The organism is Corynebacterium confusum (assembly GCF_030408715.1).
Taxonomy (GTDB): domain Bacteria; phylum Actinomycetota; class Actinomycetes; order Mycobacteriales; family Mycobacteriaceae; genus Corynebacterium; species Corynebacterium confusum.
The window spans coordinates 2131561-2156178 of sequence record NZ_CP047202.1 but is presented as its reverse complement, the minus strand read 5'-3'; the positions used below and the strand labels follow the sequence as shown (position 1 = coordinate 2156178).

Sequence of the window (24618 nt, the reverse complement as noted above, 5' to 3'; positions counted from 1 at the left end):
TTGGTCTTATCGCGCTTTTTGCGGGGTGCTTGGGGGCTAGTCACGGCTGTCATTCCTTTTCGTGTTGGTGCTCTACGGCCATTTTATGCACGTTCTATGCACCGCTGTAAGGGAATTAGGTTGTTCCGGTTCCGAGCATTTGGGTTACGCGGTACAAAAGTCCATATACCGGAGGCATAGAGGGGCCGGGGCCGAGGGGAGTCACCCCCCACCCCGGCTTGAGACCGGAGACTAGGCCAATGGACATTATACGCGATGTGTGTAGTTATTCATTTCCATCTTTCGTTGCCGTTGCTTACTACGCGCGGCCGCGGCGTGAGACACGTCAACACAGCGGAAGCAATAAGTAGTCCACAGCCTTGAGGTGTCCACACAGCCTTGCTTGGTTTCGTCTCGTCTCGGCTCATTGGTCTCGACTTGACTCCCCTGTTTTCTTTGTCTTGCACCATGTCCACACCGCCATAGCCCCGTGGTGTGCGCCTTAAAAGGCGCACTGCACCAAGGCGTTGCTAGGTCAAAAGGGTTGTGCACTTTTCACTTTTGTGCACCACCGTTTTGAATTGAGCGTTAAGTGGTGTGAGCTGCGCATATAGGGGGTAAAATGTGGTGCAAGTGGTCTAGCACTTGGGCGAAAGTGTACCAAAAATGCACCGGTGCAAAAGTGGTGCACCTGCTCCCTCTTGGTGCACCACTTTTGCGGACAAACTAGGCGGTGTCTTGGTTGGCCTCGGCGTCGTCTACCGGGGCTTGTAGGCGGTGAAGCAAGCCCACCATATCCTCGGTGAACACGTCCGTATTGGCCTTGATCCTTGCGCCATTGCCACCTAGTGAGACGACGGCCTTGTCTTTTCCGCCGCGTACCCTGTTGAGGCGTTGGGTAAAGTTGCGCTTGAGGCCGTCAAAGAACTGCGGTGCGTCCTGCTTTAGCTGTGTGCGTAGTTCCTTGGTTGTCATGGCCTCACCTTGGCCGAGGTGTGCCAGCAACACCGCTATAGTTTCCGGTTGGCTAAGCCCGGCCGCGTTAACGGCTTGGTCAATGTCGCCCGCTTCGGCGGCAAGCACCTTGGCGGTCTCTCGTTTCTCCCACGCTTGAGCTGTGGCCGGGTTTTCAATTCCGGCGGTAATGGCGTTGTCATTCTTGCCAAAGACGTTGCCGCGCTCCCATACAAAATGACCGAAAAGGTGCCCCTCGCTGGTTAGCTCACTTTCCAGCACCACGGCGTCGTTGCGGTCTTTCGTGACATACAGCGCAAGGCGGTGCCTGTTGGGGTCATCGGTGTCGATAGCGTCGGCACGAAACGACGCGCCGGTGACACGTGCCAGCTTTTGCCCCGCGCCCATGGCGTAGCGTCGGTTGCCTGCTGCCTTGGTCACGTGGTCAACCATGAGCACGGCCGCGCCGCTGTGGTTGGCGATGAACTCGGGTAGCTCACGGCTAAAGGTCACCGCGTCGTCGTTGCTGTTGTTGTCGTACCCGCCCGCGCTCATGGCACTTGCCACGCCGTCAATGACGGCAAGCGTGTAGGGGTGCGCGCCAATAAGCTCGGTGAACTTGGTGTAAATGGCCTCGGCCATGGTGTTGCCGTCGTGGGGCGTGTGTGGGTGCTCGAGCGTGGTGCCGGGGTTGGCCGGGTCACCGGTTGCGCCGCGATAGGTCAACCGCTCACGCATGGCAGAAACAGGCACCCCGAGGTTGTATAGGCGCTGTGCTACCTGCCTAAAGTTGCTCTCGTAGTCAAGGTAAAGGACATGCCCGCCGCGCTTGAGCTGCTCGGCACATGAGAATTGGGCTACCCATGATTTACCCACGCCCGGTTCGCCAAAGACGGTGTGCGTGCAACCGGGGTAGAACATACCTACATGGTCGCTACGGTAGACAACCTCGGCGGTGGGCTGTTCCAACGTGCCGTTGGCAAGCATGGTGAGCACGTCACTATAGGCGCTCTCGTTGCCTTGCCAGCCGTCGCCGGGCGTGATTCCAAGGCGTACGGCACGCTGTTCAATGCGCTCTTGCTCGGCGGCCTCACGCGCCTCAAGACGCGCCCGCTCTCGCTTGGTGGCCTCAACACGCTCACGTGCAAGTTCGTTGTCTAGTAGAACGCGCCCGTATTCGTCGGGAGTCATACCACGCACACCGGCGTAAAGCTCTATGGCGTCCACGTGTTCCCCGGCCTTGAAACGTACAACCTCACCGGTTTTGGCGTTGGTAAAGCCAACGGGAGAAAGCACGTCATAGCCACCGTACAAACTTTGGCATAGCACCTGTTCATCGCCGCCGGGAGCGACTAGGGCGTTGCGATAGGTGCCGTCGTCAAGTACATCGGTTCGACTCTCAAACCCGAGTCTCTTAAGCGTCTCGTTGAGGTCTCTGCTGTACTTGTCGTTGAGTGATTGACGCTCTTGCTTGGTGAGTTTTCGCACCTTGCTAAGCGCCTTTGACTCGGTGGACTCAAGATTATGGGTTACCATAGTAACTGTCACTTTCTTTGTTGTTGGTGGTGGCATGGTGGCCCTCGTTGTGAGTCCTTTCGGCGGGGGCCTTTTTCATGCGCTCTTGCTGCTCCAATATCTGCACCACGTCTAGGGCGGCAGGGCTAAGCATGTTGGGCGTGTGCTCATTAATGGGGCGGCCGCCTAGGCGCTTGGCCTCTCGCGGGGTGGTGAGGTAGCCAACGGGGTGCCAAGTCCCCCGTTCAGTCACTACCGGCTTAACGTCGGGTAAACGCTTGGGAAACTCAGGGTTGCATTCCCACTTATGGCCTTTAAGGCGTCTGCCGCCAAGCCAGCGGCGTATGTCGCCAATGTCGCAATTCAGCGGCATGTCAAAGCCAATAGCGCGATAGGTGCCATCGGACTTGCCAAGCACCTTAAAGCGATGGATATAGGTGCCGTCGAACATGCGCACCGTCACATAGGTGCCGGGCATGAGATAGAACGGAATGAGCTTTGCCACCTACACCACCGCCTTATTGGCGCGGTAGATGGATACCACGCGGTCGCGCCGCTCGGGGCTTAGTGCAGGCGCGCGGCGGGCCTTGTCGGCGGCGGCGAGGGTGTCCAGCGTGGCGAAAGAAAGACGGATATATTCGGCGCGCTGCGTAGGCGTCATTGCGGGTGCGGTCATGGCCTATGCACCCGCCTTGGCGAGTGGTGCCCATTCCCATACCCATGGGTCGATTGGCTCGTCAGACCCGGCGTACTCAACCACGGCCTCAAGGTCTGTCCATGTGACCGGTCGGCCGGGGCGAGTCTTAGCAAAGTAGCCAATTCCCACCAAAACCGGCATGAAGTCGTAAACGGAATCGAAATAGCGTTCCGTTTCGTCGCGGTCGTCAGACTTGAGGGTGACACAGAACTTTCGGGTCGTGTCGTCACCGCCGCGGGCGCTCTCAATGTCCACGCTAGTAACCAAACACTTGGGGTCGCCGTGGTCGATGACTCCTACAAGGTGTTTGTCAGTGCAGGAGTGCGCCAATGGTTCGCCGCAGTAGCGGATTATTGGCACGCGAAGCCACTGCAAGACTTCGATAGCCTCACACACAAGGTCATTAGTGCGCTCGGAATGGTTATAGTGCCTACGCACGTGTTCAAACACCATGCCAGTGAGTGCACGCACTTGTTCACCGGGGTGCATACCTTCAAAGAAATTAGGTACGGTCACAGCTATGCACCCGCCTTAGACAAAATGGCGGCTATATCGTCAATGTGAGATTGGGTAAGGGCGGGCGCGTCGGCCATGATTTTGCGGGCGTACTCACTGATTCGGCACGCGGCTAGGTCTTGTTCCAGCTCGGTGGTGTCGGTATCTGGGTGCCAGCGCCTTTGAGCGATAAGACGCCCCATAACGTGTTGTACTGGTGAACTTTTAGGGGCCATTTTCGGCATACCTTTCAGACCTTTCTCGGAAGAAAGGTTGTTAGGCCACCGTTTAGGCAGGGTATGGAGGCTCCCCGCGGCTTAGTGTGGTGAATACCATTTACCTAGCATTGACGCTGGTAAAGGCTCGTTTGGTAACCACGCCGATCTGAAGCGTCCTGGGTTTAGTTCCTACCTCAGCTAAGGAAGGATTGGGAACTATGCCTAGGAAGCACTCCGTCGAGTTCAAGGAGAAGGCGGTCCATCAGATCATCGAAATGGTTCGCCTGGAGTCTTGCTCACTGCAACGCGCCTACACGGAGGTCGGTGAGCTGCTTGGAGTATCTCACCACACGTTGCGGGCTTGGTACCGTGACAGCGCTTCAGTACGTGATGACTCCGACGCGTCAGGCGGCGAAACAATGGAAGAAGAGATCAAGCGTCTGCGCCGCGAAAACCGTGAGCTGAAGCGAGCAAACGGGATTCTTAAGGCTGCTTCGGCTTTTTTCGCAGCGGAACTCGACCGACCCACGACCAAATGATCTCTTACATCGACACGTATAAAGATCAGTTTGGGGTCGAGGCCATCTGCCGAGTCCTTAAACAAGCAGATCGTGGATTCATTACTTCACGCGGCTACCGCAAAGCCACCACTCGTGTTCCCAGCGCAAGGGCCTTAAGCGATAGCCTTCTCATCCCAGAGATACAGCGTGTGCATGCGCAGAATTTCTCGGTCTACGGCATCCGCAAAATGTGGCACGCGATGAACCGTGAAGGCTTTCATATTGGTCGCGACAAGACTGCACGACTGATGAAGCTAGCAGGTGTTTCTGGCCGCAGACGTGGGCGAACCCCAGTAACAACGATCAGCCCGAAGACACCGGATCATCGCCCGGACCTTGTGCGCCGAAACTTCCGTGCGCAGGCACCAGGCAGGCTTTGGGTTGCCGACATTACCTACGTTCGCACCCTGTCAGGATTCGCCTACACCGCGTTTGTCGTGGATGTCTACAGCCGAAAAATTGTTGGCGTTGCTACACGCTCGACGATGCGTACCGATGCGCTGCCCATGGAGGCATTGGAACATGCGTTAACGACTGCAGGACGAATTCATGGAAACCAGTTAATTCACCATAGCGATCGGGGCAGCCAGTACGTGTCACTGAAGTATTCCACCGCGCTAGCGGAATCCGGAATCCGCCCGAGTGTGGGAACAGTCGGCGATTCTTACGACAATGCACTAGCCGAAACAGTCAACGGGCTCTACAAGGCTGAACTCATTCACGCCCAAGGCCCGTGGACTTCGGTCGGAGAAGTCGAACTGGCCACCTTGCGGTGGGTGCATTGGTGGAACACCAAGCGGCTTCATGAAGCTTTGGACTACGCCACCCCACAGGAAGTAGAAACCGAGTACTATCTCACCCAGCCCATCAACACAGGGCCGTAAAAGAAGCGGAACTAAACCCAGGACGCTTCAATCAAGTTGTGCTCGCATTATAACTTGTAGTCGATTATAACTCAACCGAGGGGGTGCCCCCATTAAGATAATCGCCCCACCACTGAACGAGCTGTGCAAACTTCACCGTATGCACGCGGCGACACTTGGTACATTCCAAGGTGTAGACGTTCTCCCCTACAGGCTCATTGGGCTGGTGCCCGTGATCGGTCACCACAGCGTTACGTACCTGCCGGTCAAAAGGCGGTGCCATGTAGCGATTAGCGTGGGCAGATTGCTTAAGCCACATGAGATTGGATACCGGTCTAGGCGTACCCTGTGGCGTAGGCCGACACTTGCATTTAATTTTCAGTACGCGCGAGGCCATAGCTACACCTTCCAATCTACGGTTACAAACTTTGGATTGAACTTAGATTGCGGGCCGCCGGTGTGCTCTATGGTGATGGTCATAAGCGCTCGGATAAGTTCACGCTTTAACTCAAGTGTCGCCGTTGCCCACCATGCGCGAACGTCTGTCACCCCGGCGACCTCGGATAAGACACCGCCCGCGCCTGCCAGCTCTACAAGCTCGGCGTCGATAGCCTCAAGCTGTTCTGTTAACGCTTTGTTCATACGGCCAAACTGGTCCATGCCCACGTTTCCTAGCGTGGCCTGTTGCTCAAGGTCGGCCATACGCCCGCGCACCATATCGCGTGTGGCTGTCAGCTCGGCGCGGCGATCCGTATCCACACCGGCGGCCAAGTCCCCGATAATGTCTGCTTGATAAAGCCGGGCAAGGACAAGATCGGTGATATAGCGCTCTAACGGGTCGGCAATGCGGGTGGGGTGACCGCCGCCGGTGGACTTGCGCCAATAGACACGCTTGGGCTGTCCCTCACCTTTTTTCTTGTACCACTTTTTACGGCAGGACATGGGCGCGCCACATTTTCCACACAGCGCAATTCCACTAAGCAAGTGTTGCGGGGCGTTGCCTACACGGTTGGTCTTTCGTGCCGGGTTGGTCAGATGTGCCCACAGCGCCTGCCATACCTCGGGGTCGAGCACCGGCTCCCAATTGCCGCGGCCAATGATTCCGAGCTTCTCCCACGCGCTCAACTTCTCCCACTCGGCGGCGGTGTAGTCCTTTTTCTTTAACCCATAGTGCGTAAACCCGCCCATTGTTGGCGTTAGCAAGCTTTTGCGTAAGTTCTGTGCATTGGGGCGGCCGCCGCTGGTTGTGGTCACGCCCTTTTCCTCCCATTCACGGGCAATACGGCGTAGCGACTCCCCTGCCAAGATACGGGTTGCCGCGTCTCGTACAAGGGCCGCCTCGGTGGGGTGAGGCTCACCGCTGCGGGTGTATCCAAACAGCCGGTTGGGCTTAGTGGGATAGTCCCCACGGCTGCGGTGCTGTGCAAAGGCGGCAGCTACACGGGTGGATTTAATCGCACTTTCCCATTGGCTTACACCCGACAGCATGGTGCTAATAAGGTCGGCGTTGGGGTCGTCTAGGGCCTGCTCGCCGCCATTGACATAGATAAGGCGGCAATGCATGTTCTTAAGCGTGGCCTTAAACAGTCCGTATTCGCTCACGTTGCGGCTAATGCGGTCGGGTGCGAACGATAGCACCGCGCCAATCTTGCGGGCCTTAACGTCGGCTACGAGGTCAATAAAGCCGGGGCGCGTCTTTCCCGTATAGGCAGAAATTGAGTTATCAGAATACACGCGGGATACCTCAAGGCCATGCTCGGCGGCCAATTGACGGCACATTTCTTCTTGGCGCTCAACACCGGCACCGTCGTGCTTGTCTAGGGAAATGCGCACGTAGATACCGGCGGGCAGCGCTGTAGGGGTGGTCTTTTGGGCCATATAGATAGTTGTACACCAATCCACCCATGAGGTTGCTCGCGGCGGTAGCCCCGCCGTCGCGGAAGTCCTTACAGTGGTCTTTCTGGCATCGGACGGCGGGGGTGCTGCAGCCCGGGTACCGGCAGTAGCCGTCCCGACCGTTGAGAAAGGCCTTGATGTCCTCCGGGGTCTGGTAGTTCGGGCTGCGCTTTACGGCCGCGGCCGCCATGTCGCGCTGGTGGTCGGATTTTTCGGCCATGCGGTGGGCGGTGTCCGCGTCGACCCAGCCGTAGCCGTCGATGAACCCGCCGCTGTCTGGGAGGTCTTGGGCCATGAACATGTTGAGGACGACGCGCGGCGAGCCGTACTTGCCCAGCACGAGCCCGGCCAGCGCTTTGGCCGGGCTGACGTTGTTGTCCTTGGCGACCTTCCGGATGGCCGTGTCCATGGCGGCGGTGGTTTCCGCGTCGTATTCCGCGACAATCTCGCCCCGGTTGGCGCCGACGGGGCCGGCAGAATAGTGCGGTGGGGGCGGCTCGTGGGAGGGCAGGGCCTGGGCGGGCTGCGTGGGGGTGAGGTAGGCGGTAATCCCGGCGTCGATCCGCGCGAGCGACTCGGGTGCCGGGGTGGCGCCTAGCTTGTTGAGAACGGAATCAATGAGGGTGAGTTGCTTGAACTCGATGTGGTGGAGGGTTTCGACTAATTGTTTCAACTCCGGCAAGGTGTCGAGCCGTTCTAGGCTCTCGCAATAATCCCGGGCGCGCCCGAAGGAGACGCCGGTTTTTAGGGCTAAGCGTTTGATGGCGAGCTCGTCATCCTCGCTGCGAGCAGGGCGGAGGTCTTGCCAGAGGTGGTAGTAGTTGCGGCGGTAGGTGGTGCAGGCGGTAGCAGTCGGACAGTAGGGAGTATTGACGGTGTAGTAGGGCTGCATTATTCCCCCGGTGGTGAGTTAGCTAATTTGTTCTAACTAACTCGAATAATACGTGCCCGACTGACATTGCGCTACCCAGTTAGCAAAAGTGTTCGAAAATTTATCCGAAAAAGGAGCCCAGGCGGGATGCCTGGGCTCAGGATTTATACTCCGATGTTGCCGTTATCCTTCCACACGACCACGACAGCCGGGCGCGGGGTGGAATTGCTGCCGTCCGGCCAGTGGGAGGAAGGTTCGTCGAAGGCGGCCTCGTCGTCCTCGCCCGGGTGCTGCACGTTGACCATGACGCGCTCGTCGGTGACGATGGGCCCGCAGGTCTCCGCACCGGTCGGGACGGTGAGGAAGCACTTGAGCTCGCCGCGGGTCTCGCCTTCCGTGGTGACCGCGTACAGGCCGTCGTTGGACTCCAAGGCGTTGCCGTCGGTGGAAATCCACAGGTTGCCGTGGGAGTCGAAGGCCAGGTTGTCCGGGCAGGAAATCGGGGAGACCTTCTCCTTGTCGAAGCCGCCGAAGTAGGAGTCCGCGGTGGCCGGGTCGCCACAGACCAGGAAGAGGTTCCAGGTGAATTTTTCCCCGGCGTGGTCGTCGGAGATCTCCATGACCATGCCGTTCTTGTTCTCCTTGATCGGGGCCCATTCCTTCGGGTCCTCCTGGTTCTTCTCCGCGTCCTCGCCGGTGGCGCCGCGGTAGGAGTTGTTGGTCAGGGCGGCGTAGACCTTGCCGGTCTGCGGGTGGATGTCCACGTCCTCCGGGCGGTCCATCTTGGTCGCGCCCACCTTGTCAGCGGCCTCGCGGGTGAAGATGGCGACCTCTTCGGCGCTGAAGCCGTCCACGTGGGACTCGGCCTTGTCGCCCTCCACGGTCAGCAGCTTGTTCCACACGCCGGTGCCGTCGAACTTGCCGTCCTCCGGCAGGACACCGGAGCCGTCGATCTCCTCCTCCGGGGAGTTGCCCTTCATCTCGGCGACGTAGAGGGTGCCGTTGTCCAGGATGGTCATGTTGTGGCGGGTGTCGCCCTCCTTAATCTTGCGGGAGGAGACGAACTTGTAGATGTACTCGAAGCGGGCGTCGTCGCCGGAGTAGGTGACCACCGTGCCGTCTTTGGTCACGTGCACGTTGGCGGCCTCGTGCTTGAAGCGGCCCAGGGCGGAGTGCTTGATGGGGGTCGACTGCGGGTCGAGCGGGTCCAGCTCGATGACGTAGCCGAAGCGGTTCGGCTCGTTCGGGGTCTTGGAAATATCGAAGCGGTCGTCGAAGCGCTCCCACTTGCGCTGGGAGGGCTTGTCCTCGAAGCCGAAGCGGTCCAGCGACTTCTGCGCGCGCTCGTCGTCGACCTTAGCGTTGGCGAAGTATGCGTCGAAGTTTTCTTCGCCGGACAGGATGGTGCCCCACGGGGTAACGCCGCCGGAGCAGTTGGCCATGGTGCCGGAGATGGTGGTGCCCTCCGAGTCCTTGTCCGTCTTCACGTACTTAGATCCAGCCGCCGGGCCGGTCAGGCGGAAGGGTGTGGTCAGGGTGATGCGGCGGTTGAGCGGGCCGAATTCGCGCTTGAGGTTGCCGCCTTCCGCCTTGGAGACCTCCAGCACGGTCAGGCCGTGGTTGGCCCAGCCGATCTTCGCGTGCTCCTCGGTGGGGTTCTCGGCGTCGTAGTCGGGGAACATCTGCGGCTCGGTGGTGTACTCGTGGCTGCAGACGTAGACCAAGCGCTCCGGATCGTTCGGGTGATCCACCAGGCCGGCGAAGTCATTGTTGAAGCCGAACTGCTTCTCCGCGTCCTGGGAGGTCTGGTTCTTAACGTCGAATTCCGGCGCGCCCTCGATGACCGGATCGCCCCAGGCGATGAGCACGGACTGCTGGTAGCCCTCTGGCACGACGACCTCGTCCTTGGTATTGGGCTCGACCGGCTCAAACTTCATGCCCTCGGCGGAGGTCAGCTCCACCTCGGCTTCCGTGGTGGTGGTAGAAGAAGTGCCACCGGCATTATCTTCCGGGGCCGAGCACGCGGCCAGGGCGGCGCTGCCGCCGACGGCGACAACACCCAGGCCGCCGGCGCGCAGCGCGGTGCGGCGGCTGAACTGATCGCCGAAGTACGGGTTGGTGGTGGGGTTGTCCGCCTCGCCGAAGCAGGCGTTGCCGCACTTGTAGGTGCAGGTCAGGCTGGAACGGGAGGAGGTGAACAAGGAACTGAGTAGATTACGGCCCTTTAGTGCCATGGGTGAATGCTCCAAATTCGATTACAGAAAGTCATGGAAAGTTGCGCCTAGAACTTAGTTCGGTGAAGTAACTGAGGGGTGAGATTCGCGTTGCTATCGGACGACGTGTTCATGAAGAACGGGTTAACACCGCTGCAGATGGCATGCGGTATTCTGTTGGGCGTGAGCGAGCAAAAGAAGAATGAGACCCCAGACATCCCGGAGCAGCTACGGATCCGCCGCGACAAGCGCGCCCGTCTGCTCGCTGACGGCACCGAGGCTTACCCGGTGTCGGTAGCCCGAACCACCTCCCTGGCCGACCTGCGCGCCAAGTACCGCGTGCTGGCTGAGGACGAGGCCGCCGGTTCGGAAGAAGGCGTGACCTACCTGGAGGTAGGGGAGGAGACCGAGGACGTAGTCTCCATCGCCGGGCGCCTTATCTTTATGCGCAACACCGGCAAGTTGTGCTTCGCCACGCTGCAGGACGGCGACGGCACCCAGGTGCAGGCCATGCTCTCCCAGGCCGAGGTAGGCAAGGAGAGCCTCGACGCCTGGAAGCAGGACGTCGATCTGGGCGACTTCATCTCCGTGACCGGCCGGGTTATCTCTTCCCGCCGCGGCGAGCTGTCCGTGATGGCCACCGAGTGGACCATGGCCTCGAAGTCCCTGCGTCCGCTGCCGGTCTCCTTCGCCGACATGGCGGAGGACACCCGCGTGCGCCAGCGCTACAACGACCTCATCATGCGCAAGGAAGCGCGCGACAACGCCATGATCCGCATCAAGGTCGTGCGCGCCCTGCGCAACTACCTGGAGTCCCAGGGCTTCAACGAGATCGAGACCCCGATGTTGCAGACCCTGCACGGGGGCGCGGCGGCACGCCCGTTCGTGACCCACTCCAACGCCCTGGACATCGACCTCTACCTGCGCATTGCGCCCGAGCTGTTCCTGAAGCGCGCCGTGGTCGGCGGCATCGATCGCGTCTTCGAGATTAACCGCAACTTCCGCAATGAGGGCATCGACAAGTCCCACTCGCCGGAGTTTGCCATGCTCGAGACCTACGCGGCCTGGGGCGACTACAATGACTGCGCCCGCACCACCCGGGAGTCCATCCAGGCGGTGGCTCAGGAGGTCTTCGGCTCGCAGAAGGTCACCTTGGCAGACGGCACCGAGTATGACTTCGGCGGCGAGGAATGGCCGGAGATTGAGATGTACCCCTCGCTGAACGAGGCGCTGGCGCGCAAGTTCCCGGGCCAGCCGGAGGTGACCATCGACTCTTCCGTGGAGGAGCTCAAGGGCATCGCCGACGTCATCGGCCTTGAGGTCGGCACCGGCTGGGGCCACGGCAAGCTGGTGGAGGAAATCTGGGAGGTGCTCTGCGAGGACCAGCTCGAGGGCCCGATCTTCGTCAAGAATTTCCCCGTGGAGACCTCCCCGCTGACCCGTTCGCACCGCTCCCAGCCCGGGGTGACCGAGAAGTGGGACCTCTACGTGCGCGGCTTCGAACTGGCCACCGGCTACTCCGAGCTCATCGACCCGGTCATCCAGCGCGAGCGCTTCGAGGACCAGGCCCGACTGGCCGCCGGCGGCGACGAGGAGGCCATGGTCTTGGACGAGGACTTCCTCGCCGCGATGGAGCAGGGCATGCCGCCGACAGCCGGCACCGGCATGGGCATCGACCGCCTGCTGATGGCCCTGACCGGCCTGGGCATTCGCGAGACGGTCTTGTTCCCCATCGTCAAGCCTGAGCAAAGCTAAAAGGCTCTTTGCGCAGACCAGTGAAATGCGGCTAATATCTCTGGTCTGCGTTTTTGTTTTAGCTTTTCTAAGGGGGACCTCAGGTGAAAGATGCCGCATTGAGCCGGGAAGTTGTCAGCAACCTGGTGGTATTGGTGCTCGCCGCCACCATTATGATTCTGAACGAGACGTCGCTGTCCGTCGCGCTGCCGTCCATCATGGCGGACTTTTCCATCCCGGCGACCTCCGCTCAGTGGCTGACCACGGGCTTCATGCTGACGATGGGCGTAGTCATCCCCACCACCGGTTTCCTGCTGGAAAGGCTGACCACCCGGCAGATCTTCGGGATCGCCACCGGGCTCTTCCTCACCGGCACCGTCGTGGCCGCGCTCGCACCCGTCTTCGTCATCCTGCTGCTCGGGCGCGTCATCCAGGCCGCGGGCACGGCGCTTATCCTGCCGACGCTGATGACGGTCGCCATGACCCTAGTCCCGCCGCAGCGCCGCGGAACCGTCATGGGGGTCATCTCCGTGGTCATCGCGGTGGCGCCCGCGCTAGGCCCCACGGTTGGCGGCGCCATCTTGAATGCCTCCAGCTGGCACTTCATCTTCTGGTGCATGGTGCCCCTGCTGGTGATGGTCCTGGCTGCGGGGCTGAAGTTGCTGGCCAACGTCGGTGAACACCGCGACACCCCGCTGGACGTTCCCTCCGTTATCCTTTCCGCCCTGGCCTTTGGCGGCCTGGTCTACGCGCTGTCCTCCATGGAGAAGGCCATGGAGGGCGCTGCCACCCTGCCGCTCATCGTCGGGATCGTGGGCGTCGTCGCGCTGGTGGTCTTCGTGCGCCGGCAAAGCCGCCTGGCCCGCGAGAACCGGGCGCTGCTGGACTTTAGCCCGTTCAAGGTGCGCAACTACACCCTGTCCGTGGCCGTGATGTTGTTGTCCTTCGGCCTGATGCTGGGCTCGGTCACGGTCCTACCCATTTACCTGCAGTCCGCGCTGGGGGTGTCCGCCCTGGTCACCGGCCTGATGGTCATGCCGGGCGGCCTGCTGCAGGGCGTGATTTCCCCGTTCGTCGGGCGCATTTTCGATGCCTGCGGGCCGCGCCCGCTGCTCATCCCCGGCTCCATCATGTTCGCGGCCGGCGTCTGGCTGATGACCCTTCTGGGGCAGGATAGCCAGGTCTGGATGGTGGTGGGTATGCACGTGCTCTTCGCCGTGGGCATGGGCATGATGATGACCCCGCTGATGACCACCGCGCTAGCCTCCCTGCCCAACGAGTATTACGGGCACGGTTCCGCCATCATGAACACGCTGCAGCAGCTGGCCGGCGCCACGGGCACGGCCTTCCTGGTGGTCTTTTTGACCCGCGGCACCCAGGCCGGCCAAGACGCCGGGCTGGACGTGGCCGCCGCTACCTCCCAGGGCACCTCCTGGGCGTTCCTTTTCGCCGGCGTGGTTTCGCTCGCCGTGGTGGCCTTGGCCCCGTTGCTTAAGCCGGTGCGCGGGGCGAAGGCTTAAAAGGTGCCGAAGTTTTGCACCGCGTAGTACATCCCGTCGTTGCCCCGGGCGATTCCCACCCCGAGGTCAGTGAAGTCCGGGTTCAGCATGTTTGCGCGGTGCCCAGGGGAATTGGCCCACTGGTCGACGAAGGCCCGCGGGTTATTGCCGGTCGGCTGGCCGGCGATGTTTTCGCCCGCGCCGCGCCAGCCGGCCGGGTAGCTTTGCGCAAACTCCGGGCGGTGTTTGAAATCGCCGGTGCGAGCGACGGTCTCGGCCCAGTCCTGGGCGAGGTCGTTGAGCGCGGCGTTGGCCTTGACCGAGGCGAGGCCGTTCTGGGCGCGGAAGTCGTTGGTCGCGTCGATGAGCTGCTGCTGGGTAAAGGTGCCGGAAGCAGAAGCGGACGGAGACGGGGTCGTCCCGACCGAGCTGCCGGAGGAGATGCCGCCGATGATGATCCCCAGAATGGTAAGCAGGGACAGGACGGCGGAAATAATCTGCTGAATATTGACGTTAAACCTTGGCATGGTGAGGGTTCCTGTTCGAGAGAGGGATAGAGCCTACACCTTCAGTTTAAGTTCCTTCACGGCCGTCAGTACATTTTCGGCAGAAATGAGGCACATCGGTACCCCCACTCCGGGAACAGTCGTGGCCCCGGCATAAAACAGGTTGTCAATCTTTTTGGACTTCGTGCGCCCCCGGAAGAAGGCGGACTGGAACAAGGTGTGCGCGGGACCGATGGCCCCGGCGGAGAGCGAATGGTAGCGGCTAACAAAGTCGGCGGGGCCGATGGTGTGCTGGGTCAGGATGCGGTCGTGCAGATCCGGGATCTCCGCCCACTCGGCCAGCTGCTGGAGAGCCCGGCTAGCGATGCCGGCTACCTCCGCCGATTCCTCCCCGTAGGCGCTGCCGTGGCCGAAGGCGGCATCGGCGGCGGTGGGCACCAGGATAAAGAGGTTCTCGCACCCTTCCGGCGCCACGGAAGTATCGCTGGCCGAGGTCTTGCAGACGTAGATGGAATTCGAGGCGCCACCTTCTCGGAAGACGGCGTCGAAGTCTGGGTCCCAGTCGCGGCTGAACAGCAGGTTGTGGTGGGCAAGGGTGGGGAGCGGACCGCGCACGCCGGCCAGGACGAGCACGGTCGAAAGCCCCGGGTCGCGGCGGGCGAAGAACTTATCGGAAAAGGTCCGCTGGTGGGCGGGCACCAGGCGGGTCTCCGTGTGGTGGAGGTCGGCGGCGGAGACCACCAGGTCCGCCGGCAGCGTGCCGCGGTCGGTGGTGACGGCTGTCGCGCGTTTGCCGTGCGTGACGATGTCGGTGGCCTCGGTCTCCCACTGGAAGCGCACGCCCAGGTTGGTGGCGAGGTTCATAAGCGCGTCGATGATCGCTGCGAAACCGCCCTGCGGGTAGCGCACACCCTGGGTGAGATCGGTGTGGCTCATCAGGGAATACAGCGCCGGGGCGGCGGCCGGCTCGGTGGACAGGAAGACCGCCGGGTAGGTCAGGACCTGGCGCAGCAGGGGATCGCTAAAACGCGAGCCGACGTAGCTTTGCAGGGACTGCCCCAGGAGCTTCGCCAGGCGCGGCAGGCGCCACAGGATATCGGGGTGCAGGAGCTGCGAGGGGTGGTTGAAGGTGGTGTAGAGGAAGTGCTTGAGCGCCATCCGGTAGGTATCGCTGGCGGTGGCGAGGTAGTCACTCAGGCGAGCGCCCTGCCCGGGCGTGCGTTGGTCGAAAAATTCGACCACGTTGCCGTCGATGTCGGCGGCGGGGCCGTCCTCGTTGAAAATCCGGTAGGCGGGGGCCAGTTCGCTGAGCTCGAAGAAATCACTGGTGCGGTGCCCTAGCAGGCTGAAGAAACGATCGAAGGCCTCGGGCATCAGGTACCAGGACGGGCCGGTATCCCACTGGAAACCGGAGTCGATGAACCGCCCGGCCCGGCCGCCTGGCTCGGCGAGGCGGTCGACCACGGTGACCTGGTAGCCCTCGTCCTGCAGGAGGCAGGCGGTGGCTAGGCCGGCCACGCCCGCGCCGATAACAACGCAGGTACTCATGCTCTCCTCCAGAGGGTGCCGGCCAGGATCTGGGCCTTGCGGGGCGCGGGCACCCGGATCCGGCGCGCGTGCAGCTCGTCGACGCTGGCGCTGTCGATGCGCTCGTTTAGGTCCGCGAAAAGGCCCGTCGCGGCGAGGACTCCCCGCCGCGCGCCGGGCGGCAGGAGGTGAGCGGCGCGGCGTGCGCGGGCGAGCTCGTCGCGGATCTCCGCGCACCACTGTCGCTTAGTGGCGGTATCCAGCTCCGGAAGGTAACCCCGCCCCAGGCAGTCGGTGTCCTCGGCGAGGTCGCGGAGGAAGTTGACCTTCTGGAAGGCCGCCCCAAGGGCCCGCGCCCCGTCTGCCATGGTGGCCCGGTCCTTTTCGCCGGGGTGGTGGCCGACCAGGAAGATATCCAGGCACATCAGGCCGATGACCTCCGCCGAGCCGTGGATGTAGCGCTGGAGGCTCGCCGCATCATGCGGCGCGGGGTCCAAGTCCCGGCGCATAGAGGCGAAGAACGCCCTGATGTGGTCTTCGGAGAACTGGCAGCGGCGTTGCGTGTTCGCCCACGCGTGGAGGACTGGGTCGGTGTGGAAGGCGGCATCGGCAGCGTGGACGACCTGCTTCTCGTAGCCATCCAGCAAGGCGCGGATGTCCGGGGCGTGAGCCTCCGCCGCTGCGCCGTCGACGATCTCGTCCGCAATGCGCACCACCGCGTACAGGGCCTGGATGTCGCGCCGGATCCGGGCGGGGAAAAGCCGGGTACTCCACGAGAAACTGGTGGAATAGTAGCTGATAATGCGACCCGCGGATTGGCTGGCGGCGGCGTGGTAGTGCTGGAGCGCCGAGCGGTGGGAGATGTTCACTACGCCTTTCAGAATTGGGCTTTTCCCTAAAGCCTAGTGCGGGGTAATCCACCCCGCTAAATTCCGCTGTTCGCTACCGGCGTACAGGTTCATGACCTGCTAAAAGCGGCTGATTTACTACCTTGACACAGAAAGTGAGAATGGAGGCTGGGGAAAGCGCGTTAGAGTGGATAGAGAATTTAGGAAAAACCACAAGGGGTAGATAGCAGATGTTCGAAAGGTTTACTGACCGTGCCCGCCGCGTCATCGTCTTGGCGCAGGAAGAGGCACGCATGCTCAACCACAACTATATCGGCACCGAGCACATCCTTTTGGGCCTTATCCACGAGGGTGAAGGCGTAGCCGCCAAGGCGCTGGAGTCCATGGGGATTTCCCTGGAGGACGTGCGCCGCGAGGTCGAGGAGATCATCGGCCAGGGCACCCAGCCGCACACCGGGCACATCCCGTTTACCCCGCGCGCGAAGAAGGTCTTGGAGCTGTCCCTGCGTGAGGGACTGCAGATGGGGCACAAGTACATCGGTACTGAGTTCCTGCTGCTGGGCCTTATCCGCGAAGGCGACGGCGTCGCCGCGCAGGTGCTGACCAAGCTGGGCGCGGATCTGCCGCGCGTGCGTCAGCAGGTTATCCAGTTGCTGTCCGGTTACGAGGGCAATAACCAGGAAAACGACAACAGTAACAAGGGCGGCCCCGTGGGTGCTGGCGCCGGCGGGCGCGGTTCCCAGGGCAGCTCCGGGGAGCGCTCCAACTCCCTGGTGCTGGACCAGTTCGGCCGCAACCTGACCCAGGCCGCCAAGGACGGCAAGCTGGATCCGGTCGTCGGCCGCGAGTCCGAGGTCGAGCGCATCATGCAGGTGCTCTCGCGCCGCACCAAGAACAACCCGGTGCTCATCGGCGAGCCCGGCGTCGGTAAGACCGCCGTCGTCGAGGGCTTGGCCCTGGACATTGTCAACGGCAAGGTCCCGGAGACCCTGAAGGACAAGCAGGTCTACTCCCTGGATCTGGGCTCGCTGATCGCCGGTTCCCGCTACCGCGGTGACTTCGAGGAGCGCCTGAAGAAGGTGCTCAAGGAGATTAACCAGCGCGGCGACATCATCCTGTTCATCGATGAGATCCACACCCTAGTCGGCGCCGGCGCCGCCGAGGGCGCTATTGATGCCGCCTCGCTGCTCAAGCCGAAGCTGGCCCGCGGCGAGCTGCAGACCATCGGTGCGACCACGCTGGAGGAATACCGCAAGCACATCGAGAAGGACGCCGCGCTGGAGCGCCGTTTCCAGCCAGTGAAGGTGGAAGAGCCCTCCCTGGACGACACCATCAAGATCCTGAAGGGGCTGCGCGACAAGTACGAGGCGCACCACCGTGTCTCCTACACCGACGACGCCCTGAAGGCGGCGGCCTCCCTGTCGGATCGCTACATCAACGACCGCTTCCTGCCGGATAAGGCGGTGGACCTGCTGGACGAGGCCGGCGCCCGCATGCGCATCAAGCGCATGACCGCCCCGGATTCCGTCCGCGAGGTCGACGACCGGATCGCCGAGGTCCGCCAGGAGAAGGAAGCGGCCATCGACGCCCAGGACTTCGAGAAGGCCGCCGGCCTGCGCGACAAGGAGCGCCAGCTGGGCGAGGAGCGCGCCGAGAAGGAAAAGCAGTGGCGCAACGGCGAGCTGGAGGACATCGCCGAGGTCGGCGAGGATCAGATTGCCGAGGTGCTGGCGCACTGGACCGGCATCCCGGTCCTCAAGCTCACGGAGAAGGAATCCTCGCGGCTGCTGCACATGGAAGAGGAGCTGCACAAGCGGATCATCGGCCAGGACGAGGCCGTCAAGGCCGTCTCCCGCGCCATCCGCCGCACCCGTGCGGGCCTGAAGGACCCGCGCCGTCCTTCCGGTTCCTTCATCTTCGCTGGCCCGTCTGGCGTGGGTAAGACGGAGCTGTCGAAGTCGCTGGCTAACTTCCTCTTCGGCTCGGATGATGACCTCATCCAGATCGACATGAGTGAGTTCCACGACCGCTTCACCGCCTCCCGTCTGTTCGGTGCCCCTCCGGGGTACGTCGGCTACGAGGAGGGAGGCCAGCTCACGGAGAAGGTCCGCCGCAAGCCGTTCAGCGTCGTGCTCTTCGACGAGATCGAGAAGGCCCACAAGGAGATTTACAACACCATGCTGCAGGTCCTCGAGGACGGCCGCCTGACCGACGGCCAGGGCCGCGTGGTGGACTTCAAGAACACCGTGTTGATCTTCACCTCGAACCTGGGCACCCAGGACATCTCCAAGGCCGTGGGCCTAGGCTTTACTGCCGATGCTGCCTCGGATCAGGATGCGCAGTACGAGCGGATGAAGACCAAGGTCAACGACGAGCTTAAGAAGCACTTCCGCCCGGAGTTCCTGAACCGTATCGACGAGGTTGTGGTCTTCCACCAGCTCAACGAAGAGCAGATCATGGAAATGGTCGACCTGCTCATCGGCCGCGTGTCCAAGTCCCTGCAGGAGCGCGACATGGACATCGAGCTGACCGAGAAGGCCAAGCGCCTGCTGGCCAAGCGCGGTTTCGACCCGGTGCTGGGCGCGCGCCCGCTGCGCCGCACCATCCAGCGCGAGATCGAGGACCAGCTCTCGGAGAAGATCCTTTTCGGCGAGATCGGTGCTGGCGAAATCATCAGCGTCGACGTGGAGAACTGGGACGGCGAGTCCAAAGACAACTCCCAGGCCACCTTCACCTTCAGCCCGCGCCCGAAGCCGCTGCCGGAAGGCACCTTCGAACAGGAGCTGGACGACACCGAGGTCCGCGAGAACGAGGAAACCGGCGAGCCAGAGGAAATCACGGCTGATACCCTGCCCGAAACGCCTGAGAACCTAGGCGATGAGGATGGGCCGGCCGGAGCCGGCCAGCCGATGTAAGACGTCGCTGACGTGATAAAGCAGCCTCCTGCGGGAGGCTGCTTTTTAGTGCCTGTAAACCGGGCTCTAAAAGTGAGTTAGAATCACTGGCATGGGATTGCAATACCGTTCACGCAAGAAGACCGGCAAGAACAGCTGGATCAACTTCTCCGGCCGCGGGGCCTCGGCCTCGACCAAGATTGGTCCGGTGACGTTCAACTCCCGCGGCGGGTTCTGGGTGAACCTGCCGGGCGGGCTCAACTGGCGCGGACGCTGGCGCTAAAGTGACCCCGCCGCCGTACGAAAAGCACCGCCGCATGGGCGTGGAGGCCGACGTGGTCTTACGCCTGGGAATGTTGCTCATGGGGGCGGGCACGTCGGGCTACCGGGTGCTGCGCGGGATGAAGCGCGCGGCCCGGGCCCTGGGCTTCGACCGGCTGGATGCCACGGTCGGGCTCACGCAGATTACCTGTACCTTCCACCGCGGTGAGCTTTTCCGCACGGTGATCTCCCGGCAGCATTCGCCGGCGGTGGATGCCTCCCGCATCGAGGCGCTAGAAGACCTGACCCGGCACCACTTGTTTTACGGGATTACGGCCGAGGAGCTGTCGGAAAAGCTCGATCAGATCGAGCACAACGTGCGCAAGCGGTGGAACGGCTGGGTGCTCTCGGCCGCCGCAGCCGTGGCCTGTGCATCGTTTGCGCTGCTGAATTTCTTTCCCCTGGCCGCGGTCGGGATCGTCGCCTTGGCCGCCTTTAGCGGGCAATTCGTGCGCCATTTCGTGCTCAGTAACCACGTCCACCAGATCGGTGGCATCGTGGCCGGCGGCGCGACGGCCAGCCTGGTCTTCTTCCTCGTGACCGAGTTCGTCGGGGCGCTCGGGCTGGCCGACCCGGGGGATTTTTCCTCCGGCTACGTGGCGGCGGTGCTCTTTTTGATCCCGGGCTTTCCGCTGTTCTCCGCGCTGATTGATATTGCGCGCTTCGACTTCGACGCCGGCATGGTGCGCTTGGCTTATGCCTTCACCGTCATTTTCGCCGCCACCTTTACCGTGGCGATGGTCAGTTGGCTCACGGACCTGAACCCGGCCCCGCCGGTGCCGGCTACCGATGCCACCTGGCACACCATGGCGGTCCTGGCCAGCTTCTTCGGCATCGCCGGTTTCGCCTTCCTGTTTAATTCCTCCCGCCGGATGATCTTGGTGGCCGCGATGGTGGGCACCGTGGCGAACGCGGCGCGCCTTCTGCTGCTGCACCTGGGCACCACCGGGTACTTCGCGGCGTTTTGCGGCGGGCTGGTCATCGGCCTGCTGGGCGCGCTGGCCTCCCGGAAGGCGCGGCTGCCGCGGATTACCACGACGGTGCCGGCCGCGGTCATCATGATTCCCGGGGTGACTATGTTCCGGGCGGTCTACTACCTCAACGAGGGGCAGATGGAGCAGGCCCTGGCCAACCTGGCCACCAGCATGATGGTGGTGGCCTCCATCGGCGCCGGCCTGGTCTTGGCCCGGCTGTTCACGGACCCGGACTGGGCGCTGACCCGGCTCATCGACTTTTCCATCCGGACCTAGCGCGGCAGGTGGAAAAGCCCCTGCTCGTCTTGTTCGGCGAGGCCGTCGGCCAGAAGCGAGGCCAGCGCCCGGGAGCGTTGCGGAGCGTCTGGCCAGACGACGTCGATGTCCGCCTGGGGGACGGGGGCATCGGCAGCGCGCAGCACGTCCATGATTTTGCCGCGCACCTGCCGGTCGGTGCCGGCAAATTTCTGGACCCGCTTCTTGGCCTTGGTCAGCTCTTCCGCGCTAGGGCTGGGGCAGCCGGCGGCCTGCCAGGCGCAGGACTCCTTCAACGGGCAGGCGGGGCAGGCCGGGGACTTGGCGCGGCAGACTAGGGCGCCCAGCTCCATCAGGGCCACGGAGACGGTGGGGCCGTTATCTTTCGGCAGGAGCGCGGCGACCTGGGCGAGCTCCCTCTTCGACGGGTTGGGGGCTAGGAAATTGCCATTTTCGGCGCGCTCGACCACGCGGCGGACGTTGGTGTCGACCACCGGGACGTTGTAGCCGTAGTGGAAGCAGGACACCGCGCGGGCGGTGTAGTCGCCGATGCCCGGCAGGCTGAGCAAATCATCGACGCTGTCGGGGACCTCGCCGGCAAAGTCGTCGCGGACCACCTGCGCGCACTCCCACAGGCGCAGCGCGCGGCGCGGGTAGCCCAGCTTGCCCCAGGCGCGCAGGATCTCGTCCCGGCTGGCGGCGGCGAAGTCGGTAGGGGTGGGCCAGCGGCGCATCCACTCCTGCCAGACGGGCGCGACCCGGGCGACGGGGGTCTGCTGGCTCATGACCTCGCTGACCAACACGCCCCACGCGGTCGTCGACGGCTCCCGCCAGGGCAGGGGTCGGCGGGCGTGGGCGAACCATTCGAGCAAAGCACCAGTATCCATATCTGTGCAGGAGTCTAATAGGAGCGGTGTACAGGACTATAATTTGAGCCATGCCACTGAAAGATAAAAAGCAAAGCCCCCGGGAAGTCTGGGAGGCCCTCCAAGCCGGAAACGAGCGCTTCCGCGACAACTCCCCGCTGCACCCGCACAGCGACGAGGAGCGTCGGGCCGGCCTGCGCGGCGGGCAGGATCCCCGCGTGGTGGTCCTGTCCTGCTCGGATTCCCGTGCCCCCGTGGAGATCCTCTTCGACCTGGGCCTGGGGGATGCTTTCGTCATCCGCACCGCCGGGCACATCCTGGATACCGCGGTGAAGGGCTCGCTGGAATACGCCCTGGAAAACCTGAACTGCAACCTGGTGGTTATCCTGGGCCACCAGTCCTGCGGCGCGGTCTCCGCCACCGCCGCGGTGGTGGACCAGCACGCCGAGCTACCCGCCGGCTTCCAGCGCGCGATCATCGAGAAGGTCACGCTGTCGACGCTGAAGTCCAAGCGCGCCGGCAACTCGAGCACCGACGACTACGAGCGCCAGCACGTGCGCGAGACCGTCGACCAGCTCGTGGCCAGCCTCTCGGTCCTGCAGCACAAGGTCGAGGAGGGGACCGTCGGCGTCGTCGGCGCCCGCTACCTGCTGGAAGACTCTACCGTCGAGACCCTGGTGACCCACGGGCTGGACTGAGCCGCGTAACCGCCGGCCAATCGAAGACACGCCCCTGAAGGTGCCAGCCGTCGCCGCTGCTAAAGCAATAAACTAGTAGCCGTGACTAACCGTAACCCCCAGCAGAAGCGCCCCCTGCCCAACGAGATCTACCAGCGCCGCCGCGTCGCGGCGTTGGTCATCATCGTCGTGGTCGTCGTTCTGCTGGTCTGGGTCTTAAGCATGGTCGGCGGCTCCAGCAACGACGAGACGACCGAGCCGGCCGCCGAGACCACCTCGGAGTCAACCCCTGCGGCGGAGACTGAGACGACCGCGGTGGAATCAGAAGCCGAGTCGGAATCTCAGACGGAGACCGAGTCTGAATCCGCCCGCGAAAGCGAGGACGCGGAAGCGAGCTCGGAGCCGGTAGCGGCCGACGCTAAGGACACCTGTCAGCTCTCCGATCTGAAGATCACCGCCAGCAGCGATAAGGCTACCTACGGCGAGGGCGAGCTGCCCACCTTCTACATGACGGTGGAAAACCCCACCAAGGCCGACTGCGAGATCAACCTCGACGACCAGGAGCTGCGCTTCGAGGTCTACAACCTGGGCACCAACCAGCGGATGTGGGCGGACACGGACTGCTACCCGTCGGTGCAGGAGGGCGAGCAGACCTTCGAGTCCGGCAAGAAGCGCCACTTCCAGGCGACCTGGTCGCGGCAGAACTCCGCCCCGGAGCAGTGCAACAACCGCTCCGCCGTGGAGCCGGGCGGCTACTACCTCCACGCCGTCATCGGCGACAACCCGTCGGCGGCCCACACCTTCAACCTGTCCTAGGGGCTAACCAGCCCGATAGCCTCCCGCAGCGTCTGCGCCTGGCGCACCTGCAAGTTGGTCTCTAGGTTCTTCGTGGCCGGGACGATGGCGCTCTCATAGCCCAGCCGGGCGGCCTCACTCAGCCGGCGCGCCAGGTTGGGCACCGGGCGCAGCTCGCCCGCCAGACCGACCTCGCCGATAACGACCGTGCGCGGCGGCAGCGGCTGCTCGTGCAGGGAAGACCACGTGGCCAGCGCGACTGCCAGATCCGTGGCGGTCTCCGAAATGCGCACGCCGCCGACCGTGGCGACATAGGCGTCCTTGTCATTGGTGCGCTGCCCGGCCCGGGCCTGCAGGACCGCTAACACCATCGGCACCCGGTTGGTGTCCAAGCCGGTGACCACGCGGCGCGGGTTCTTGGCCACCGGGTCCACGGTCAGGGCTTGGACCTCAGCCAGGATGGGGCGCACGCCGTCCATGGCCACGGTCACCGCGGACCCGTCCGGGGTGGTGCCGCGGTGGGAGAGGAAGAGGCCGGACGGGTCGGCGACCTCGCGGATGCCGGTGGCGGTCTGCTCGAAGCAGCCGACCTCATCCGTGGCACCGAAGCGGTTCTTCATGCCGCGCAGCATGCGCAGGCTGGACTGCTTGTCGCCCTCGAAGTTCAAGACCACGTCGACGAGGTGCTCGAGCACCCTAGGCCCGGCCACGTTGCCGTCTTTGGTGACGTGGCCGACCACCAGGATGGGGATCCCCGTCGACTTGGCCAGCGTGGTCAGTGCCGCGGTCACGGCCCGGGACTGGGCCACGCCGCCGGCCACGCCCTCCACGCCGGGAGCCTGCATGGTCTGGACCGAGTCGACGATGATGAGCGAGGGCTGGGTCTGCTTGACGTGTCCGAAGACGACGTCCAGGTTGGACTCGGCCGCCAGGTACAGGGTGTCCTGCAGCGCTCCGGTGCGCTCGGCGCGGGCGCGGACCTGGCCCGCGGACTCTTCCGCGGTGACGTAAAGCGCGGTGCGGTCCTGCTGGGTCCAGCGGGAGGCGACCTCCAGCAGCAGCGTGGATTTGCCCACGCCGGGCTCGCCCGCCATGAGCACGACGGAGCCGGGCACGATGCCGGTGCCGAGTACCCGGTCCAACTCCGAAATGCCGGTTTTCTGCGTCCGGGTGGCCGAGGCGGTGATCTTGGTCATCGGCTGCGCCGGGCTGGACGGGGTCAGGCCTTGCGGCGCGCTGGCGGTCGCGGCGGCCGGGCTGGCCGGCGTGGATTCCTGGAACGTACCCCACGACCCGCACTCCGGGCAGCGCCCCAGCCACTTCGGCGAGACGTAGTTGCACTCGGTACAGGTATGGATGGGACGCTGCTTCTTTGCCATGCCCCTAGCTTAAAACACGTCCCGGACATTCCCGCAGATACAACAAATCCCCCGGCCGTAGCCAGGGGAGATGGGAAAGCTA

The 24618-nt window shown here is 63.1% G+C and carries 20 protein-coding genes; 8 read left to right on the top strand and 12 right to left on the bottom strand.

Annotated features, from left to right (window positions below):
• Window positions 1-705: 705 nt before the first annotated feature.
• The 4 genes from CCONF_RS09990 to CCONF_RS09975 are packed head-to-tail and all read right to left on the bottom strand — an operon-like array spanning window position 706 to window position 3661.
• Complete coding sequence (locus CCONF_RS09990) at window positions 706-2421, bottom strand: AAA family ATPase (protein WP_290223290.1); 1716 nt, start codon at window positions 2419-2421, stop codon at window positions 706-708.
• A 34-nt stretch (window positions 2422-2455) separates the two neighbouring features.
• A complete protein-coding gene (locus CCONF_RS09985; protein WP_290223288.1) occupies window positions 2456-2953 on the bottom strand; it encodes a hypothetical protein in 498 nt (165 codons plus the stop codon).
• Window positions 2954-3124 carry a hypothetical protein gene (locus tag CCONF_RS09980; RefSeq protein WP_290223286.1) on the bottom strand — a complete coding sequence of 57 codons (171 nt, stop codon included), beginning with the start codon at window positions 3122-3124 and terminating at the stop codon, window positions 2954-2956.
• Between the two features lie 3 nt (window positions 3125-3127).
• The gene (locus CCONF_RS09975) at window positions 3128-3661 is read right to left on the bottom strand and encodes a hypothetical protein (protein WP_290223285.1); all 534 of its coding nucleotides are present in this window, start codon (window positions 3659-3661) and stop codon (window positions 3128-3130) included.
• A 415-nt stretch (window positions 3662-4076) separates the two neighbouring features.
• Between CCONF_RS09975 and CCONF_RS09970 the strand changes: the two genes are divergently transcribed.
• Window positions 4077-5302 (top strand): IS3 family transposase gene (locus CCONF_RS09970; RefSeq protein ID WP_290223284.1). Its coding sequence is split into 2 segments (ribosomal slippage): window positions 4077-4356 and window positions 4356-5302, totalling 1227 coding nucleotides; the frame shifts between segments, so codons are not numbered across the junction.
• 378 nt (window positions 5303-5680) lie between these two features.
• Here CCONF_RS09970 and CCONF_RS09965 read toward each other — a convergent pair.
• From CCONF_RS09965 to CCONF_RS09955, 3 genes are all read right to left on the bottom strand, one after another.
• Window positions 5681-7159, bottom strand: coding sequence for a recombinase family protein (locus CCONF_RS09965; RefSeq protein WP_290223283.1), 1479 nt, complete (start codon window positions 7157-7159; stop codon window positions 5681-5683).
• Window positions 7074-8069 (bottom strand): HNH endonuclease signature motif containing protein, encoded by a 996-nt coding sequence (locus tag CCONF_RS09960; protein ID WP_290223282.1) that lies wholly within the window; start codon window positions 8067-8069, stop codon window positions 7074-7076. The genes CCONF_RS09965 and CCONF_RS09960 overlap by 86 nt, the downstream gene beginning before the upstream one ends.
• A gap of 143 nt (window positions 8070-8212) precedes the next feature.
• Window positions 8213-10282, bottom strand: a complete 2070-nt coding sequence (locus CCONF_RS09955) for a PhoX family protein (protein WP_290223281.1) — start codon at window positions 10280-10282, stop codon at window positions 8213-8215.
• A gap of 162 nt (window positions 10283-10444) precedes the next feature.
• Between CCONF_RS09955 and lysS the strand changes: the two genes are divergently transcribed.
• Entirely contained in the window at window positions 10445-12016 is a 1572-nt protein-coding gene (gene lysS / locus CCONF_RS09950) for a lysine--tRNA ligase (protein ID WP_290223280.1), read from the top strand.
• An 83-nt stretch (window positions 12017-12099) separates the two neighbouring features.
• Window positions 12100-13515, top strand: a complete 1416-nt coding sequence (locus CCONF_RS09945; protein ID WP_290223279.1) for an MDR family MFS transporter — start codon at window positions 12100-12102, stop codon at window positions 13513-13515.
• Here CCONF_RS09945 and CCONF_RS09940 read toward each other — a convergent pair.
• The 3 genes from CCONF_RS09940 to CCONF_RS09930 are packed head-to-tail and all read right to left on the bottom strand — an operon-like array spanning window position 13512 to window position 16390.
• Complete coding sequence (locus tag CCONF_RS09940; RefSeq protein ID WP_290223278.1) at window positions 13512-14021, bottom strand: CAP domain-containing protein; 510 nt, start codon at window positions 14019-14021, stop codon at window positions 13512-13514. The genes CCONF_RS09945 and CCONF_RS09940 overlap by 4 nt on opposite strands.
• Before the next feature lie 33 nt (window positions 14022-14054).
• Window positions 14055-15548, bottom strand: coding sequence for a phytoene desaturase family protein (gene crtI / locus CCONF_RS09935; RefSeq protein WP_290223276.1), 1494 nt, complete (start codon window positions 15546-15548; stop codon window positions 14055-14057).
• The gene (locus CCONF_RS09930) at window positions 15545-16390 is read right to left on the bottom strand and encodes a phytoene/squalene synthase family protein (protein ID WP_435384105.1); all 846 of its coding nucleotides are present in this window, start codon (window positions 16388-16390) and stop codon (window positions 15545-15547) included. Before CCONF_RS09930 ends, crtI begins: the two co-directional genes overlap by 4 nt.
• A 215-nt stretch (window positions 16391-16605) precedes the next feature.
• Here CCONF_RS09930 and CCONF_RS09925 point away from each other — a divergent pair, with 215 nt between their 5' ends.
• From CCONF_RS09925 to CCONF_RS09915, 3 genes are all read left to right on the top strand, one after another.
• Window positions 16606-19290 (top strand): ATP-dependent Clp protease ATP-binding subunit, encoded by a 2685-nt coding sequence (locus CCONF_RS09925; protein WP_290223272.1) that lies wholly within the window; start codon window positions 16606-16608, stop codon window positions 19288-19290.
• A gap of 91 nt (window positions 19291-19381) precedes the next feature.
• Window positions 19382-19552, top strand: a complete 171-nt coding sequence (locus tag CCONF_RS09920; protein ID WP_141759328.1) for a DUF4236 domain-containing protein — start codon at window positions 19382-19384, stop codon at window positions 19550-19552.
• Between the two features lie 34 nt (window positions 19553-19586).
• On the top strand, window positions 19587-20840 hold the full coding sequence (locus CCONF_RS09915) for a threonine/serine exporter family protein (RefSeq protein ID WP_290226386.1): 1254 nt from the start codon (window positions 19587-19589) through the stop codon (window positions 20838-20840).
• On the opposite strand, the gene CCONF_RS09910 is transcribed toward CCONF_RS09915, so the two are convergent.
• Window positions 20837-21706 carry an HhH-GPD family protein gene (locus CCONF_RS09910; RefSeq protein ID WP_290223266.1) on the bottom strand — a complete coding sequence of 290 codons (870 nt, stop codon included), beginning with the start codon at window positions 21704-21706 and terminating at the stop codon, window positions 20837-20839. The genes CCONF_RS09915 and CCONF_RS09910 overlap by 4 nt on opposite strands.
• 50 nt (window positions 21707-21756) lie before the next feature.
• On the opposite strand from CCONF_RS09910, the gene CCONF_RS09905 reads away from it, so the two are divergent.
• Window positions 21757-22383, top strand: a complete 627-nt coding sequence (locus CCONF_RS09905) for a carbonic anhydrase (protein ID WP_290223264.1) — start codon at window positions 21757-21759, stop codon at window positions 22381-22383.
• A gap of 81 nt (window positions 22384-22464) precedes the next feature.
• Window positions 22465-23178, top strand: coding sequence for a hypothetical protein (locus tag CCONF_RS09900; protein WP_290223262.1), 714 nt, complete (start codon window positions 22465-22467; stop codon window positions 23176-23178).
• Here the strand turns inward: CCONF_RS09900 and radA are convergent.
• On the bottom strand, window positions 23175-24536 hold the full coding sequence (gene radA / locus CCONF_RS09895) for a DNA repair protein RadA (protein WP_290223261.1): 1362 nt from the start codon (window positions 24534-24536) through the stop codon (window positions 23175-23177). The two genes, CCONF_RS09900 and radA, sit on opposite strands and share 4 nt — an antisense overlap.
• Between the last annotated feature and the right edge of the window lie 82 nt (window positions 24537-24618).

What these genes read in the sequence shown, in the direction of transcription:
- CCONF_RS09920 (WP_141759328.1), top strand. Translation starts at nt 19,382, where the DNA reads ATGGGATTGCAATACCGTTCACGCAAGAAGACCGGCAAGAACAGCTGG.
- CCONF_RS09905 (WP_290223264.1), top strand. Translation starts at nt 21,757, where the DNA reads ATGCCACTGAAAGATAAAAAGCAAAGCCCCCGGGAAGTCTGGGAGGCC.
- CCONF_RS09910 (WP_290223266.1), bottom strand. Translation starts at nt 21,706, where the DNA reads ATGGATACTGGTGCTTTGCTCGAATGGTTCGCCCACGCCCGCCGACCC.
- CCONF_RS09925 (WP_290223272.1), top strand. Translation starts at nt 16,606, where the DNA reads ATGTTCGAAAGGTTTACTGACCGTGCCCGCCGCGTCATCGTCTTGGCG.
- CCONF_RS09980 (WP_290223286.1), bottom strand. Translation starts at nt 3,124, where the DNA reads ATGACCGCACCCGCAATGACGCCTACGCAGCGCGCCGAATATATCCGT.
- CCONF_RS09965 (WP_290223283.1), bottom strand. Translation starts at nt 7,159, where the DNA reads ATGGCCCAAAAGACCACCCCTACAGCGCTGCCCGCCGGTATCTACGTG.
- radA (WP_290223261.1), bottom strand. Translation starts at nt 24,536, where the DNA reads ATGGCAAAGAAGCAGCGTCCCATCCATACCTGTACCGAGTGCAACTAC.
- CCONF_RS09960 (WP_290223282.1), bottom strand. Translation starts at nt 8,069, where the DNA reads ATGCAGCCCTACTACACCGTCAATACTCCCTACTGTCCGACTGCTACC.
- CCONF_RS09940 (WP_290223278.1), bottom strand. Translation starts at nt 14,021, where the DNA reads ATGCCAAGGTTTAACGTCAATATTCAGCAGATTATTTCCGCCGTCCTG.
- CCONF_RS09915 (WP_290226386.1), top strand. Translation starts at nt 19,587, where the DNA reads ATGGGCGTGGAGGCCGACGTGGTCTTACGCCTGGGAATGTTGCTCATG.
- crtI (WP_290223276.1), bottom strand. Translation starts at nt 15,548, where the DNA reads ATGAGTACCTGCGTTGTTATCGGCGCGGGCGTGGCCGGCCTAGCCACC.
- CCONF_RS09955 (WP_290223281.1), bottom strand. Translation starts at nt 10,282, where the DNA reads ATGGCACTAAAGGGCCGTAATCTACTCAGTTCCTTGTTCACCTCCTCC.